Source organism: Luteolibacter sp. Y139, assembly GCF_038066715.1.
Lineage (GTDB): Bacteria > Verrucomicrobiota > Verrucomicrobiia > Verrucomicrobiales > Akkermansiaceae > Haloferula > Haloferula soli.
In genome coordinates, this window is the sequence record NZ_JBBUKT010000001.1 from 298,121 (window position 1) to 314,968 (window position 16,848).

Here is a 16,848-nt window from a genome sequence, read left to right on the forward strand (position 1 = left end):
CCCCATGGCCATCGCGTAAGGCGCTCCAAGGAGTACTCCGTGAAACCAACCTACGCCCCCTTGAGGGCACTGCTTAATGTCGCCGGCCGCATGGTCGGCCTTCTTTTTGGACATATCACTTGGTCGGCACCCCCGTGGCTACGCGGGATCGGCCGAGCCTTCAGGGAGCTAGGACGACACATGTCCGCTCATCGTCGTGGCTGGTCCGCCAGCATTGCCACCATCCTGATTCTCACCGGAGGCACGTGGTATGGCATGCGCTGGTGGGAATCGCACAAGCCGCGCGTGGTCGCCTACGAGGAGGTCCAGAAGGTGACCGTGACTTCAAGCGTTCCCGAAGTCGCGAAGCCGGTGGTTGCGGACAAGGATCTCACGCCAGCACCTTTCGTCGTTCACTTCTCGCTCCCCTCTGCTCCGCTCGAAAAAACCGGCAAGGCACCGGGTGCCGGCGTGACCTTGAAACCCGAGGTTCGCGGCAAGTGGCTGTGGACCGACAACAGCACGCTCACCTTCACACCAGACGCCTTGCACTGGAGCCCGGCGACGACCTACACGGTAACGCTCGACCCCAGCGAACTCGCGCCAAACCTCGACTTCTCCAAGCACAAGATCGAGTTCACCACCCCGCCGCTGCTCGCCGACCTGCGCGACTTCAACTTCTACACAAGTCCCAAGGATCCCAGCGTCCACCAGGTCGTCGGCGAAGTCCGCACCACTCACCCGGTCGAGCTCGATGAGCTGACGCGCCACCTGAGCCTGACCGTGATGGGAAATACTCCGGTATTCACCCAAGCACCGGACGGCACGCCGCTCTTCACAGTGACCCAGGGTGAAAGCCAGCGGCAATGGTTCGTCCGCAGCCGCAACCTCGTCATTCCCGAGATCGAGGATTTCATGAAGCTGCGGCTCTCGCCCGGTCTCGTCACCACCGCCGGCGGCAAGCCGATGGAACCCGAGCGCGAGGCGAAGACCCGCGTGCCGGACAAGTTCAGCGGCTTCAAGCTGACCGGCGCCGAAACCCGCATCCTCCGCACGGACGAAGGCGAACCGCAGCAATTCCTCTTCATCAACACCGACCACGATCTCGATGGCGCGGAGATCGCCAGCCACATCACTGCGTGGTGGCGCGACAATGGCTGGACCCTCGATGATCGCACCAAGCTATCGGCGCAGCTTGCCAACGCCACCAAGGTCAAACTGACACCAGTGGCATCGGATGCCCCGCTTGCGCAGCAACACGCCTTCCGCTTCGTGGAGCCGCGTCCAGGCACCCTGCTCGTTCGCGTCGAGCCCGGCGTGAAAGCACCCGGCGGATTCGAAATGGCGCGTCGTTTCGAAACACTCGCGGACGTGCCTGAGTTCCCAAAAGAAGTGAACCTGCTCGGCAAGGGTAACGTCCTCGCCCTTGGTGGCGCGCGGAAACTCGTCGCTCAATCCCGTGGCATCGATCACCTGCAGGTGACCTTCAGCCGCGTGCCGGTCTCGCAGATCCAACATCTGATCACCCAGAATCGCTACGGCGAGTTCAGCGCGCCGGACCTCAACTACTCCTTCAGCGAGGAGAACATCGTCCAGCGCTGGCGCAAGATCGTGGACGTGCCGCACACGAACGATTGGGAAGCGGTCCAGACCGAGATCGATTTCCACGACGCCCCGCCGATGACCTCTCCGGATGCTCTCGCCGGCGGCCGCGGTATCTTCCTCGTCGGCCTGCGCCCGGTGACCGCTGTCACTCCGGAGGAGGAAGACAAAAGCGTATACGGCCGCATCGAAGCGCCCTCCGAAGAAGAGGATGAAGGAGGGGGCCGCCGCTGGGAAGAGGATGAGGAAGGCGCGGAAGGTATCGCCGATGGCTGGAAGGCGGGCGAAGGCACGCGGGACTCCCGTTTCGTGATGGTCACCGACCTCGGCCTCGTCGTGAAAGCCGGTGCCGATGGACGCCGCGATGTTTTCGTGATGTCGCTCACCGGTGGCGTGCCCGTCGAGGGAGTGGCCCTCCAGGCGCTGGCGCGAAATGGCACCGTGCTGGCCGAGGTGAAAACCGACACCAGCGGTCACGCGAACTTCGAGTCGCTGGACGGCTATCACGACGAGCGCGAACCCATCGCGATCGTCGCGCGCAAGGCGGAGGACATCACCTTCCTGCCGCTGAAGGAGCGCCAGCTTCCGGCCATGGACTACTCGCGCTTCGACATCGACGGCGTAATGGCCTCCCGGCTCAAGGCCGTGGAAGCCTTCCTTTTCACCGAGCGCGGCGTCTATCGCCCCGGTGACTCGGTTCCCCTCGGCACACTGGTGCGGCGTCGCGATTGGGAGCCGGTCATCGAGGGACTGCCCGTGCGGATCAGCATGACCGATTCACGAGGCCGTATCGTGTCGTCCGAAAAGCGCCGTCTGCCGTTTGACGGATTTTTCGAAGCCGACCTCAAGCTCGCGGACTCGGCGGCCCTCGGCAAATACGAGCTCGCCGTCCACGTCATCAACAGCGCGGACGAGAACCTGTTCCGACTGGGCCGCGCAGTGGTGCGCGTGGAAGAATTCCAGCCCGATCGGATGAAGGTGGAGACACACCTCGATCCCGCTCCACCAGCGGGCTGGCTCTCGCCCGCTGCCACCGTGGCGAAGGTGAATGTCCGCTCGCTCTTCGGCGAAGCCGCGGCTGAACGTCGGGTAACGATGAAGCTCGATCTTTCACCCGGGCACTTCTCGTTCGAGGAATGGCCCGCATTCACATTCTACGATCGCACCGTCGATCGCTCGGGTTCGCGTGCCGGCCGCACGATTGACCTGGGAGAAACGAAGACCGATGGCGATGGCGTGGCGGAATTCAAGCTGCCGCTGGAGACACTGAAGGATGCATCCTTCCGCCTGGCGGTGTCGACCGAGGCCTTCGAGCGCGAAGGCGGACGCAGCGTCCGGCATGAGCTGACTGAGCTGGTTTCTCCGTGGGATCAGGTGCTCGGTTGGAAGTCGGATGGCGAACTCACCTATCTCGGCAAGGACGCGCCGTGTAACGTGGAGCTGGTCGCGATCGACCGCAGCTTGAAGGCCGTGGCGATGCCAACCCTGCGCCGGCGCCTGATCGAAATCAGCCAGGTGTCCGCGCTCACCAAACTGGAGAATGGGAACTACTCCTACGTTTCGACCGAGCGCGAACGCATGATCGCCGAGGAAACGCTAAGCCTCCCCGCCGCATCGACCCCGCTCGCGCTCGCCACCGGCCAAGCTGGCAATTTCCGTCTGGAAATCATCGACGCGGAGGGCGTGGTAATGTGCGCCATCCCCTATCGTGTCGCGGGCAAGGGCGATGCGAACCGCTCGCTGGATCAGGACAGCGAACTCGAACTGGTGCTTGGCAAAGGTGAAATCGCTCCCGGCGAGGAAGTGGAAGTCCACCTCACCGCACCCTATGCCGGCTCGGGAATTGTCACCGTGGAGCGGGATCGCGTGCTGCTCCATCAGTGGTTCCACACGGAAACCAATGAAACCACCCTCAAGCTGCGTGTGCCGGAAGGCGTCGAGGGCACGGTCTATATCAATGCGGCCTTCGTGCGCTCGCCGTCGTCACCGGAAATTTTCCGCAGCCCCCTCAGCTATGCTGCCGAACCGCTGCGCATCACACCGCGGCGCAGGCAGCTTGAGGTAAAGCTGGATACGCCTCAGAAAGTTCGCCCGGGCAGCGAGGCGAAGTTCGGCTTCACCGCCAGCCAGCCATCGCGGCTCGTGCTCTACGCGGTCGACGAAGGCATCCACCAGATCACCAACTACAAGCTCCCCCGCCCGCTCGACTACTTCACACGCAAGCAAGCGCTCGAAGTCCGGACCCTCCAGTGGCTCGACCTGTTGCTGCCGGAATACCAGTTCCTCAAGGCCGCACCCGCCTTCGGTGGCGACGCCGACGACGGTGCCTCCTTGCACGTGAATCCGTTCAAGCGCCGCCAGGAAGCGCCGGTCGTCTTCTGGTCGGGCATCGTCGATGCCGGCCCGGAGCGCCGCGAGGTGTCGTGGCAGGTGCCGGATTATTTCAATGGCAACCTGCGGGTGATGGCAGTCGCCGCCAATGCCAGCAGCATGGGCGTGGCGGAGAGCAACACGCTGGCCAAGGCCCCGATCATCCTGATGCCGAATGCACCGCTGTTCGTGTCGCCGGGCGATGAGTTCGAAGCCTCGCTCGCGGTGACCAACAACCTCGAACCGGAAGGCCCCGCAAACATCAGCCTGAGCGCCACGCCCTCGAGCCAGCTGGAGCGCATCGGCGAACCACAGGCGTCGCTCGACCTCCAGCCGGGCAAGGAAGGCATGGCGCACTTCCGCTTCAAGGCGAAGGACGACCTCGGCGGCGCGGAGATCAAGTTCGTCGCATCTGCAAATGGCGAAACGATCCTGCGCACGATCACGCTCAGCGTACGGCCGGCGAGCCATCATTTGACCAAGGTCACCTCGGGTTGGTTCCGCACCGGCAGCTATGACGTGAAAACCGTCCGCTCACTCTATCCGCAATTCAGGCGGGTAGAGGCCACGGGTAGCTCGTTGCCGCTAGGCCTGGCTCGCGGGCTTGAAGCCTACGTCAGCGAGTTCCCGCATGGTTGCTCGGAGCAAATCACCAGCCGTGCGATGGTGAAGCTGGTCACCTCCACCGAGGCGGACTTCGGCCTGCCGCCCGCGGTCGCCGCGGAGCACATCAAGGGAGCCATCGCCCAGCTCGCCAACCGCCAGCAATCGGACGGCGGCTTCGGCTATTGGTATGCGGGCGCGCCGCGGATGTTCGAGTTCCAGTCGCTCTACGTCCTGCATTTCCTGACCGAGGCGAAGTTGCTCGGTCACCCCGTTCCGGAAACCATGATGACGGCGGCTCTACAACACGCGGCTGATACGGCGCGGGCCAACATCCAGAATCTCGATCAAGCCGAGCTCCAGGCCTATGCGATCTATCTGCTCGCACGCAATGGCACCTCGGTGGCACCGCAGCTCCTGAATCTCCGCGACACCCTCGCGAAGCGTCATGCCGGCAACTGGGAAGGCCAGGCCACCGGGGCATGGATGGCCGCCAGCTACCGGCTGCTGAAGCAGGACAAGGAAGCCAAGGCATTGATGGCCGACTGTGTGAAGCGCCCCCATCCCGCCGGTCCCTTGTATTGCCGCAGCAAGCAGGCGGAAGAGCTCAAGATCTTCTACGTGCGCTGCCGCCACTTCCCCGAAGACGCCGCTCAATTCGGCCTCAATGACATGGAGCCGGTGATGAGCGGCTTGCGCGACGAGAGTTTCAATACGCTCACCGCCTCGTTCACGGTGCTCGCCTTGAAAGCCTACAGCGATGCCGCAGCGCGCACCGGCCTGGAGCTGTCGCTGTATGCACAGCCGGCCAGTGGCGACGAGGTGCTGTTATCCGGACCCAAACAAGGCCTGGTGAAGGCGGAGTTTCCCGATGGCACCAAGGCGGTCGAATTCCGCCGCGACCAAAAAGGCTCCGGCGATCTCGGCATGTTCTTCCAGACCGTCGAGCAAGGTTATGATCGCGGAACGCCGCCGGGACCGCTCACCAGCGGCGTCGGCATCGTTCGGGAACTCAAGCCGGTGAAGGAAGACCAACCGCTGCGGCCCGGCGATGCGGTCGATGTCACCCTGACAGTGCGTAATCTCACCGCGAAGCAGCTTCCAGACCTCGCGGTCATCGACCTGCTACCCGCGGGATTTGAAGTCTTGGCCGATGATCTCAAATCCGGCGCAGGTACTGTGGCCGGCACCGATTACGCGGAAGTCCGCGAAGACCGCTCGCTCTTCTACCTCGGCATTGCCAGCAATGCCGAATGGAAGGTCCGCTATCGCATGAAAGCGGTCAGCCCCGGCAGCTTCACCGTGCCACCGGCGATGGTGGAGGACATGTATGACCGCGGCCGTCACGGCGTCTCGGCACCGGGCCGCATCGAAGTAGTTGCCGCCCCTTGACCCATCCATGCATCCGGTTCGTCAGAAACTGAAACGCTGGGGGCGACGCGCCGCAATCGCGGTCATCGCCCTCGGCGTGGCATGGGCGTTGTTGCCCAAGCCGGACTTGTATCCCGATTGCTCGTGGTCGCGCATCGTGCGGGATCGCCATGGAGAGGTGCTGCACCTTTCCATGGCGCAGGATGGTGCCTATCGCCTGAAGACATCGCTCGCCGACATCAGCCCCGCACTGGTGAGAGCGACGCTTGCGAAGGAAGACCGGCACTATCGCTGGCACCCGGGCGTCAACCCGGTCGCTTTGCTCCGCGCCACATGGCAAGCCGCAACCGGCCATCCCTCCGGCGGTGCGTCCACGATCACCATGCAGGTCGCGCGGCTACGGTGGAAATTGGAGACCCGCAGCATCGGCGGGAAGCTGGTGCAGATCTATCACGCGATCCAGCTGGAGCGGCACTACTCGAAGGATGAGATCCTCGAGGCCTACCTCAATCTCGCGCCCTACGGCGGCAACGTCGAGGGCGCGGGAGCCGCGGCCATCCTCTGGTGCGGGCGTCCCTGCGCCGAACTCACCGAACGTGAAGCCTTCGCCCTGAGCGTCATTCCGCAAAGCCCGGCAACGCGCCATCCGGGAAGAGAACGAGATCAATCCCGCCTCGCCGCAGCTCAGGCGCGCTTGATCCAAAGCCTCAATGCCGACGATCCGCTGCGCCGCGATCCGTTGGCAGCTCAATTCACACTGACACCATCATCAGAGCCACCACACTACGCTCCACACTTCTGCCGGAACGTGATGGCCACAAACCCATCCGCAGCGATCGATTCGACCCTGGACCTCAGGCTGCAGCGGATCCTCGAACAAGGCATCCACGCCCGGCTCGAACGCAGCGAGGAACTCGGCATCAACAACGCCTGCGCAGTCCTCATCCACGCGCCCACCCGTGAGGTGCTGGGCTACGTCGGCTCCGCAAACTACGATGACCGCCGTATTTCCGGCATGGTCGATGGCCTGCGCGCCCGCCGTTCACCCGGCTCGGCCCTGAAGCCCTTCATCTACGGACTCGCGCTGGAGCAGGGACTCATCCACCCGCGCAGCCTGCTGATGGATGCGCCCCTGACCTTTGCCGACTACAATCCCGAGAACTTCGAGCGCGAATTCATGGGCCCTGTGTCCGCCCGCGAGGCTCTGCTGCGCAGCCGGAACCTGCCCGCCGTCGATCTCACCCGCCGGCTCTCCGGCGACGGTCTCTACGGCTTCCTGAAACGCGGCGGAATCAGCTTCAAATATCCCGCTTCTCACTACGGCCTCTCCCTGGCACTCGGCGGCGCGGGAGTCACGCCGCTAGAACTGGCGAACCTCTACGCCAGCCTCGCCGATGACGGACGCTTCCGCCCGCTCGTCTTCGATACCCCGCAAAAGCCGGAGAGCACCCCGGTTCTGTTAGATGAAGCCGCCCGCTTCCTCGTCCTCGACATGATCACCGGCGGCAGCGAGCTCGGCAGCGACTACGAATTCACCAATACCTGCCCCACGTTGGCATGGAAGACCGGCACCTCACATGGCTTCCGCGACGCTTGGGCAGCCGGCGTTCTCGGCGACTACGTGCTGGTCGTGTGGATGGGCGACTTCTCCGGCCGCGGCAATCCCGCCCTCGTCGCTCGCCACTGCGCCGCACCACTCCTCTTCGAGCTCTTCGCGCGCCTGGGTCTCCCGGACCATCCCCGGAAGATCCCCGCCAGCGTGATGACAACAGACGTCTGCCCGCAATCCGGCTGCCTTCCCGGCCACCACTGCCCGCATCGCGTCAGCTCGTGGTTCATCCCCGGCGTCTCACCCATCCGTCCCTGCGAGTTGCATCGCGAAATCCTCGTCGACACCACCTCCGGCCTGCGCGTCGCCCGCGACGATGGCCGCCCCTCCCTCCGCCGCGAAGTCTGCGAATTCTGGCCGCCCGACTTGTTAGAGCTCTTCCGCAAGGCCGGCGTCCCCCGCCGCGAACCGCCCGCTCCGGAGAACGGCAGCGCCACCACCGAAGGCCTCGATCCCGGTAGTTCCCCCACCATCCTCTCGCCTCTGGCAGGGCGCATCTACCTCACCGGAAGCGACCACGGCATCCCTTTGCTTGCGAAGTCCGCCGCCGGCGTCGGGCGGCTGTATTGGTTCTGTGGCGAGACCTTCCTTGGCAGCGGCACCACCTCAGATGGCCCCACCTGGCAGCCCTCTGCCGGCACCCGGACGCTGCGAGTCGTGGATGATCACGGCCGTGGTAGCGCGGTCTCCATCGTCGTCCAACAGCGGTGAAACGTTTGGCGATACAAACGCGGTCGACCCGCCATCGAATCCCTCTTCTTTCATCACGGAAAATGAGCCTAACCACCGAGATACCTTGATGGCACCGTGGTTTCAAGATTGATAGCCCCATGATGGAAAGGTGGAGGACCACCGATCCATCCGTCTTGAAAACCGGTCGGGAGCGATCCCCGTGATGCGCTCCCCGGAATCCAACTCAACCTCATGAAAGCAGCATCCCTCATTCACTTCGCTTCATTGGCCGCTGGAATCCAAATGGTGTCAGCGGTTCCTACCACCTCATACAACACCGGCACCCTCGGCACCGTCGGCGATGGCGCCAACTCGACCGGGGTCGTAGTCGACCAACCGGGCGCCATTTCCACCTACCCCGATTATTCATCGAGCTATGCGAGCCCGGAGAACACCACGGTCCCCTTCCGGCCCGAATTGAATCCCGCCGCAGCCAGCCCATTCACCGTCGAGTTCTGGGCGAAACCCACCGCGAGCGACGGCGACGACGCTCCGGTCTCCAACCGGCTCGGTGGCAACGTCAACCGGACCGGCTGGGTGTTCTTCCAGCGCGCCGCCGCCACCGGCTGGAACTTTCGCATGTACAACGGCAATGGCACCGCCGTCGGCTGGGACCTCACCGGAGGCACGGCCACTCTCAATGCTTGGTCGCACGTCGTCGCCGTCTGGAACGGCAGCAGCGCCCAACTCTATGTGAACGGCGTCAACACCAACGCCTCCAATACCGGAGCGGGAGGCTACAACGTCAACGTCACCGAAAGCTTCTATCTGGGAGCCCTGCTCAATGGCGGCAGCCCCAGCACCGGCAGCGTGGACGAGGTCGCATTCTATCCCACAGCTCTCACGGGCACGCAAATCGCCAACCACTATGCCGCCGCCACCAGCAACACCTTCGGCAAATACAGCTCGCTGGTCGCCGCTGACGGAGCCATCGAGTACCTCCAGCAAAACCCGCCGTCGGCCACGGTGACCGTCACCAGCAACAATCCGCTCACCACGAAGGTCACTTTCACCGGCATCCTTTCCCAATCGCCCGACCTGGTAACTTGGACCGATCTGGTGGTCACCAGCCCCTACACCCCGTCGTCCCCGCAGCCGAACCGGCTGTTTTTCACCGCCCACCGGTGAGATCCGCATGGCTCCATCCCGGTCGGCCGATCACGTCGGCCGGGATTTCCCGTTGCATCCCGCGCGCCGCTGGCTGAAATCCCCTGCATGTCCGACCGCCTCCTGATCGACCTCGCCACCTTGCCGGAGGAGGGCAAGAATTTCAGCGGCGAGCTGCCGGCCGAAATTTTCGACCTCCCGGAACACGACGCGAAACCGGTCGGCCCGCTTTCCTACGACCTTCGTGCTCAAAGATTTGGCTCGGAATTACTGCTCTCCGGCAGTCTTTCCGCGCCTTTCGAGTTCATGTGCGTGCGCACCGTCCATCCATTCAAGCAAACCATCCACGTGGAGGGTGCCAATGTCTCCGTAGAGATTGAGCAAGAAGGACCTCTGGATGCCACCGAGGCCGTCCGGGAGGAAATCCTGCTGGCATTTCCCGACTACCCGCGCTGCGACGAAGGCGATGAGCCGCAGCACTGTGAAATCGATAGTCGCTATTTGGCAGTGGACAAACCTGCTGGCGATGGGGTAGAGACCCGCCCCCGCGCGCCGGGAGACGACCGCTGGTCTGCTCTCGACGCACTGGATAAACACGATTCCGAACGCTAATTCCTTACCGCCATGGCCGTACCAAAGCGCCGTCAATCCAAGAGCCGGCAAAAGATGCGCCGCGGCGCCAGCCGCTGGCGCGCACCGATTTTCAAGACCTGCCCGGAGTGCGAAAGCCGCGTGCCTTCCCACATTGCGTGCCCTTCCTGCGGCACCTATAACGGTCGCAAGGTGCTTGAAGTGGATGCGCTCTAAAGCGCCCCGCTCTGCGAGTTTTTCCAATTCACCGTGCCGGAGCCCCCGGCGCGGTGATTTCATGTACTCCGACCTGACGATTTCCCTGCGATGAAAGTAGCACTCGATGCCATGGGCGGCGACCACGCCCCCGCCGTGAATATCGGCGGAGCCAAGGAAGCCCTCGAACTCTACCCGGCGATCGAAAAGATCTTCTTGGTCGGCGACGAGGAAGCGATCCGCGCCGAGTGCCAGAAGCAGGGACTTTCCACGACCTCGCCGCGCGTGGCCATCGTTCACGCGCCGGAAGTCATCGGCATGGCCGAGCCAGGGGCCAAGACGGTCCGCCGGAAAAAGCAGTCGTCGATCAATGTCGCGATGGATCTGGTGAAGGCGGGCGAGGCAGACGCCTTCATCTCCGCCGGCAATACCGGTGCCGCCGTGGCCTCCGCCACCATCAAACTTCGGCTGATCGAGGGCGTCGATCGCGCCGGCATCGCTTCCGGCCTGCCAAATGAACACGGCATCTGCCACCTGCTCGATGCCGGTGCGAATCCGGAAGCCAAGCCGGAGCACCTGCTCGTCTACGCCATCATGGGCAGCGCCTTCGCCCGCCACGTGCTGGGCGTAAAACACCCGAAGGTCGGCCTCATGTCGAATGGCGAGGAAGACGAGAAAGGCACCACTTTCACGAAGGAAACCTTCACCCTCCTCAAGGGGTTCGCCGACAGCGGCAAGGCTCCATTCGATTTCGTCGGCAATGTAGAAGGGCATGACCTCTTCGAGACCCAGCTTGATGTCGTCCTCTGCGACGGCTTCACCGGCAACGTGGTCCTTAAGTCCTGCGAAGCCACCGCCAAGGCGATGTTCAAGTGGCTCAAGAAAGAGCTCACCGCGAACACCGTCCGCAAGATCGGCGCCACGATCGCCAAGGGCGCCTTCCTCGCCGTGAAAGACCGCGCCAGTGCCGAATCCTACGGCGGCAGCCCCCTGCTCGGCGTGAATGGCGTCGTAATCATCGCTCATGGCGGCTCGACCGCAGTGGCGGTGCGGAACGCGATCCGCGTCGGCATGGAAACCGTCCAGCACCGCGTGAATCCGCACATCGAGGCGACGCTGCAGGAAGTAGGACTGTGAGAAACCCTAGGGTTTGAAAGCCGGGGAGTGGCCCACGGGTATTCCGTCCGCCCGCTCTCATGACCGCTTTCTTCCGGCTTCTCGCTGCATCCGTCTTACTGATCACCGGTTTATTCGCCGGGGAGAACCTCGAGAGCTATCTCGGCCACGACTTCACCGCGAAGATCACGAAAGTCGTGGTCGGCCACGATGCCGTGCATATCGAGGGAAAGATCCCCGCGGAAAGCAGCGGAGTCTTTCTTGCCGACATCCCGATGGATCTTCCTTACGACGATCCGAAGAGCTGGGAAACCCTGTCCGAGATGAAGCCAGTGAATGGCGGTTTTTCTCTCAATATCCCGCGCAAGCGCCAGCGCGACGGACTCGACTACGACCGTCTCATATCACGTTGGCAGCTGGTGAAGAAGGGTCCAACGGGCATCGAGCCACTGTCGCATGCCCACTATGCGGACGAAGTGGTGTCGCGTTCACCTAATCTTCCTGCCGCAAAGCCGAAGAGCAAGAAGGGCCTCGGCGGATGGAATGCCGGGCGCATTCCCGATGAGCTGGACGAGCTCGGGATTTCCTCCGTCACGGTGAATGTGATGATCCACTCGCTGGTCTCAATCGACGCGCAACCGGACACCACACCCTTCACATGGCAGGGCCGCACCTACCACGCCCGCGAGAAAGCACTGGCCGGCTTGGATGCCACTTTCCTGGAAGCGCAGAAACACGGCGTGATGGTCTCCGCGATCCTGTTAGTCGCAAATCCCGCAAAGGACACGAGTCCCGTCGTGAAGGTGCTAGGCCACCCCGATGCCTCTCCCGAAGGAACCTTCGCGATGCCGAACGTCACCTCCCCCGACGGCCTCGCACTCTACGGCGCGATCCTGAACCTGATGGCCGAGCGTTGGTCACGCCCCGATGGCAAGTATGGCCGCGTGCATCACTGGATCATGCACAACGAGGTCGACGCCGGCTGGGAATGGACCAATGCGGGCAACAAGTCCGCCCTCGAATTCATGGATCTCTACCAGCGTTCGATGCGTCTGATGGACCTGATCGCGCGGCAATACGATCCGAACAGCCACGCCTTCATCTCCCTCACCCACCACTGGGCGGACCGGGGCCAGCCAAAGTGGTATGGCTCGAAGCAATTGCTCGAGCTGCTGGTCAAGTTCACGAAGGCAGAAGGAGACTTCCCCTGGGCGCTCGCCTATCACCCCTACCCGCAGGATCTCACCAACCCGCGCACGTGGGAAGACGGACAAGCCACCTTCACCTTCAATACCGCCAAGATCACCCCGAACAACCTGGAGGTGCTCGATGCCTGGATGAAGCAGCCTGACTTGCTCTATCGCGGCAAGGTGCGGCCGGTTCATTGCTCCGAAAACGGCTTCAATTCGAAGGACTATTCGGAACAGCAACTGACCGATCAAGCGGCCGGTATGGCGCTGGCGTGGAAGAAGATCCAGGCACTGTCTTCGATCGAGGCATGGCAGTATCACAATTGGATCGACAATCGCGGCGAAGGTGGCCTGCGCATCGGCCTGAGGAAATTCCCCGATGAACCTGGCGACCCGCTCGGCAAGAAGCCGATCTGGCATCTCTATCAAGCGCTCGGCACACCCGGCGAAGACAAAGCCTGCGACCCGTATTTGAAAGTGATGGGACTTCACTCATGGAAGAACGCCCTCCATCGCGAGGCAATTCGATGACACGACCGATACCTCCGCCATGATTGCCCGGCTCCTCCTCTTCCTTTCGTGCAGTGCCGCAATGGCGCTCGACGACTTTCGTCCGATGGTCACTGAGGCGATCACCAAGGGAGAAAAGAAAATCGTGATCCCGGCCGGCACCTATCGGCTGGCACCGGTCGGCGGAGAGAAATGCGTGTGGTCGCTTCATGATCTAAAGGACCTCGAGATCATCGCGGATGGTGTGACCCTCATTTCCACCAAGCTCACCCGAGCCCTGGCGATCGATGCCTGCAGCGGCGTCACCTTGCGTGGACTGACCGTGGACTACGATCCTCTGCCCTTCACCCAAGGCACTGTCACCGCCGTCGCGGAAGACAAGAGCTGGATCGATGTGAAGCTCCACGCCGGCTACCCACGCCAGCCGTATTCGCGCATTGATGTCGTGGATCCCGCAACACGCTACCGCAAGAAAGGCATGCCCTTCCTATGGGGCACCAAGGCAGAGCTGCACGGCGACGACACGGTCAGAGTGACACTGAAGGGAATCGGCAACACCGCCACCGTCGGCACGCTCGCCTCGCTCAATACCGGCCCAGCCACCGATGGCATCCCGCATGCGCTTTCGATAGAGCACTGCTCGTCGTTAACCCTGCGCGGCGTGACCATCCACAGCGCCCCCGGCATGGGCATCCTCGAATGCGATGGCGATGGAAAAACAGCCTACCTCGGCTGCCGCGTCGTGCCCGGACCAATACCTGACGGCGCGAGCGAAGCACGCCTGCTCAGCACCTCATGGGATGCCATGCAGACGAAAACCGTCCGCCACGGCCCACGCGTCGAAGACTGCGAGATCCGCGAAGCAGGCGATGACTCATGGAGCGTCCAATCAGCCGACTTCATGGTGCTGAAAGCCACCGGCAACACGCTCGTGATCGCATGCCGTGACGAATATACCATCGGCGTGGAGAGCAGCGATCGCCTGAAGACTCGCATCGGCGGACCAGAAGCCACCATCACCGCGCGCCGCGGGCTGTCGCGCGCCGGAGCAACGCTCGATGCCGATGTACTCGCGAAGCTGAAGGATGCGCCGCAGTGGTCAGAGTGGAAAGTCTCACCGAAGTGCCTGGAGGTCACCCTCGATCAAGCCCTGCCAGTGAAGCCCGGCGACTCCCTCTATTCGCCCGACCGCATGGGCAATGGCTTCGCTTTCCTCAACAATCGCATCCACAGCTCCGGCCGTGTGCTCATCAAGGCAGCGGGCCGTATCGAAGGAAACATCCTCGACACGCCGCATGCACTGGTCGTCTGCCCCGAGCTTCCCGATAAAGCAGCAGCAGGTATCGACGGACTGGTCATTCGCAAGAACACCATCCGCCGCTCCGGCTGGTTCTGCGCCGCGCCATGGTCCGCCCAGGCTGGCGCGCTTTCCATCACGGCCGCGGGTGACGCCCAGCAACTCCGGCCTCCCGGCGTCTTCGCCAACTTGGTGATCGAGAACAACACCTTCGAGGACTGCTCCGGCCCGAATCTGGCGATCACCTCGGCACGCGGCGTCAAAGTCAGCGGCAATCACTTCATCCGCCCCCATCACGACAAGCCCGATGGCACCGGCGGAAGCTACGGCATCGCGAGCAATGCCGTGATCTGGACCACGCAATGCGAGGACGTGGAGATGAAGGACAATCCCATCACCGAGCCTGGCCCCTTCTGCGGGGAGCAGGTGGTGGAAAAGAAGCCGTGAGCCTCACGCCTCCCGGCTCATGATCTTCCCTCCGCGCTTTTGCACGGCTTCCATCAGCGGCGCATTCGGATCCTGAAAGGCAGGATCGTGGTTCTTCGCGTAGCTGAAGGGGTGCTTGTGGAGATACTCGAAGTAAGCTTCCCGCTCGTCCTTCTTCAGCCGGTACCAAATCGCGATGTTCAGCGCGCGGGTCACCTTCTGCATCATCTTCAGCGTCAGCTGTCGGCCACCGCGGGCACGCTGGACCTGCTTGTGGGTCAGCTGCTCGGGCGAGGCATCCACCAGATCGTGGTTGCCCAGGCCCCAGGCCGTCATCATCCCGTCCAGTGGCTGTGTGCCGTGGTCGCGTTCGTCTGCTTCTTCGTTCACGCGCCGGGTGTAGCAGGCAGAACGCAGAGGGAAACCGTTATGTTACTCGCCCCGCTCGCGTTCTCCGCGGGTCGAGGCTGTCGCCCGTGATGTCACGGCAGGGGCCGCCAGCGGAGAAATCTTCGGCTTCACCAGCATTGGCTTGGCGGACGGAGGTGCGGGGGCGGCAGGCTGCGAGGCCTCGGGAGGCACGCCATTGGTGAGCTTCTGGATCACATCCGGCGAGGTCCGGGAAATCAATTTCGTCCCCAGCGCCAGCGATCCGAAGCACGCCATGGTGCACACGAGCGCGAGGCCGGTATTCCAGCCCAGCATCACCCAGCGCTTTGGCAGCAGGGCGCGCAGGCCCAGGACACCGCCGACCGCGGAAATTCCGCACAGCAGCGCGATCCCCGGCAGCCATGCGCTGACGGATGTTGGCAAAAATCCACCCAGCAGACGCCCCATGCTGGCGACCGAGCCCGAGCAACCGAGCATCAGGATGGCCAGCCAGACGTAGGAAAGCTGCGGCTTGAGAAGGTTCATCTGCCCCCCGCGGTTCGAGCGCTGCAGGAGATCCTGCACCGTCTTGATGCCGAGGCAGGTGGTGAGGCGGCGCGCCTCGAAGGACTGTGATTTCGCCCGGCGCATGCGGCGATGCGCAGCTACCTGCTGCATCCGGATACGGGCGTAGGCGGCCAGGGCATCCTGCTTCCTGCCTCCGCTGGAAGCGAGGGCGCGCGCCCAAGCGGCAGGCTCCAGGCGATCGCGCAAGATTTCCTGACCGACCTGTTCGGCGATCTCGGGATCGATCTCGGTATCGTCCGGATAAAGTCGCTCAATGCGGCGTGACGTGGCGGCGCTGCTCATGGGAGAGAGAAGGGAGAGGTGTTTCGAAACAATCGAATCCAACAATCAATCAACCGACAATCCGCTGCCGGCGCAGGCACAGCAGGCCGAAGCCGAATACCAGCGCAAGCAAGGGCGACGGTTCCGGCACCGCCGACAGCGATGCCGCAGCCCCGGCTCCCACCTGCCCGGAGACCTGGGAGGAGAGGAAGGTGCTCAGATTGCCATTCAGGGCGGAGCTGCTGCTGCTGGCGACCACACCACCGGTCTGACCGCCGATGACGTTGTTCGTGAAGTAGCTCGCGATATTCCCAGCCTGATTGCCGACGGCGATCGAATTGATCACATCCACACCAGAGGCCAGCGCTTGGTTCCGCGCGGCAGCCACCCCGGCAGTGCTATTGCCGGCAGGAGTGGAAGCGGCTGCGAATTCGACAATTTGGGCCGTGCTCTCGTAGCCATTGCTGCCCGCACCGGTCTCTGTGCCGAAAAGCGGGATCGCTGCGAGCAAGGCACTATCGATTTGGATCGAACCGGGCGAGGCCGGACGATTGATCGCTCTCAGGATGTCCGCGAAGGTCTGCGCCTCGGCCGCACTGCCGATGCTCATCCAGGGAATACCCACCACCTGGGTGTTGGCATTTCCAAAAAAGACGAGCGACACCGCAATCCGACCGTAGGAGCCGGATTGGATGGAGTTCATGACCGACGCGCTGCTGAACGCGTCGGCGTAGCTATCCATCAATGCGTCGAAGTCGCGATTGTTGAGACCACGCTGGGTGGAATCAACCATCAACAACAGCTCGCTATCAACGGATTCCGCAGTGACCTGCTGTGGCACACCCAGCACCGCGGCACCCATGCAGAGGGCACCGAGGACGGAGCGCGTCAAACGCAGGCGACCGCCGGGGAGGGTCGCAGTTTTCATGGAG

General features: G+C 63.1%; 11 protein-coding genes. 8 read left to right on the forward strand and 3 right to left on the reverse strand.

Features of this window, described 5'->3' with window-relative positions; genetic code table 11:
• Window positions 1-180: 180 nt before the first annotated feature.
• The 8 genes from WKV53_RS01335 (at window position 181) to WKV53_RS01370 (ending at window position 14,719) form a co-directional block, all read left to right on the forward strand.
• Window positions 181-5,946, forward strand: a complete 5,766-nt coding sequence (locus WKV53_RS01335) for an alpha-2-macroglobulin family protein (RefSeq protein WP_341402536.1) — start codon at window positions 181-183, stop codon at window positions 5,944-5,946.
• Between the two features lie 7 nt (window positions 5,947-5,953).
• Window positions 5,954-8,245 (forward strand): penicillin-binding protein 1C, encoded by a 2,292-nt coding sequence (pbpC, locus tag WKV53_RS01340; RefSeq protein WP_341402537.1) that lies wholly within the window; start codon window positions 5,954-5,956, stop codon window positions 8,243-8,245.
• 213 nt (window positions 8,246-8,458) lie between these two features.
• Window positions 8,459-9,394: a LamG domain-containing protein gene (locus WKV53_RS01345; protein ID WP_341402538.1), complete on the forward strand. Its 936-nt coding sequence runs from the start codon at window positions 8,459-8,461 to the stop codon at window positions 9,392-9,394.
• Between the two features lie 87 nt (window positions 9,395-9,481).
• Window positions 9,482-9,985, forward strand: a complete 504-nt coding sequence (locus WKV53_RS01350; RefSeq protein ID WP_341402539.1) for a YceD family protein — start codon at window positions 9,482-9,484, stop codon at window positions 9,983-9,985.
• A gap of 12 nt (window positions 9,986-9,997) precedes the next feature.
• Window positions 9,998-10,180, forward strand: coding sequence for a 50S ribosomal protein L32 (gene rpmF, locus WKV53_RS01355; protein WP_341402540.1), 183 nt, complete (start codon window positions 9,998-10,000; stop codon window positions 10,178-10,180).
• A 90-nt stretch (window positions 10,181-10,270) separates the two neighbouring features.
• Entirely contained in the window at window positions 10,271-11,296 is a 1,026-nt protein-coding gene (gene plsX / locus WKV53_RS01360) for a phosphate acyltransferase PlsX (protein WP_341402541.1), read from the forward strand.
• Window positions 11,297-11,355: 59 nt separating this feature from the next.
• Complete coding sequence (locus WKV53_RS01365; RefSeq protein ID WP_341402542.1) at window positions 11,356-12,996, forward strand: DUF5722 domain-containing protein; 1,641 nt, start codon at window positions 11,356-11,358, stop codon at window positions 12,994-12,996.
• A gap of 19 nt (window positions 12,997-13,015) precedes the next feature.
• Entirely contained in the window at window positions 13,016-14,719 is a 1,704-nt protein-coding gene (locus WKV53_RS01370; RefSeq protein WP_341402543.1) for a right-handed parallel beta-helix repeat-containing protein, read from the forward strand.
• 3 nt (window positions 14,720-14,722) lie between these two features.
• Here the strand turns inward: WKV53_RS01370 and WKV53_RS01375 are convergent, their stop codons facing one another.
• The 3 genes from WKV53_RS01375 to WKV53_RS01385 are packed head-to-tail and all read right to left on the reverse strand — an operon-like array spanning window position 14,723 to window position 16,844.
• Window positions 14,723-15,088 (reverse strand): hypothetical protein, encoded by a 366-nt coding sequence (locus WKV53_RS01375; protein WP_341402544.1) that lies wholly within the window; start codon window positions 15,086-15,088, stop codon window positions 14,723-14,725.
• Between the two features lie 42 nt (window positions 15,089-15,130).
• On the reverse strand, window positions 15,131-15,937 hold the full coding sequence (locus WKV53_RS01380) for a hypothetical protein (protein ID WP_341402545.1): 807 nt from the start codon (window positions 15,935-15,937) through the stop codon (window positions 15,131-15,133).
• A 49-nt stretch (window positions 15,938-15,986) separates the two neighbouring features.
• Window positions 15,987-16,844 carry a DUF1194 domain-containing protein gene (locus WKV53_RS01385; RefSeq protein WP_341402546.1) on the reverse strand — a complete coding sequence of 286 codons (858 nt, stop codon included), beginning with the start codon at window positions 16,842-16,844 and terminating at the stop codon, window positions 15,987-15,989.
• Window positions 16,845-16,848: the final 4 nt, after the last annotated feature.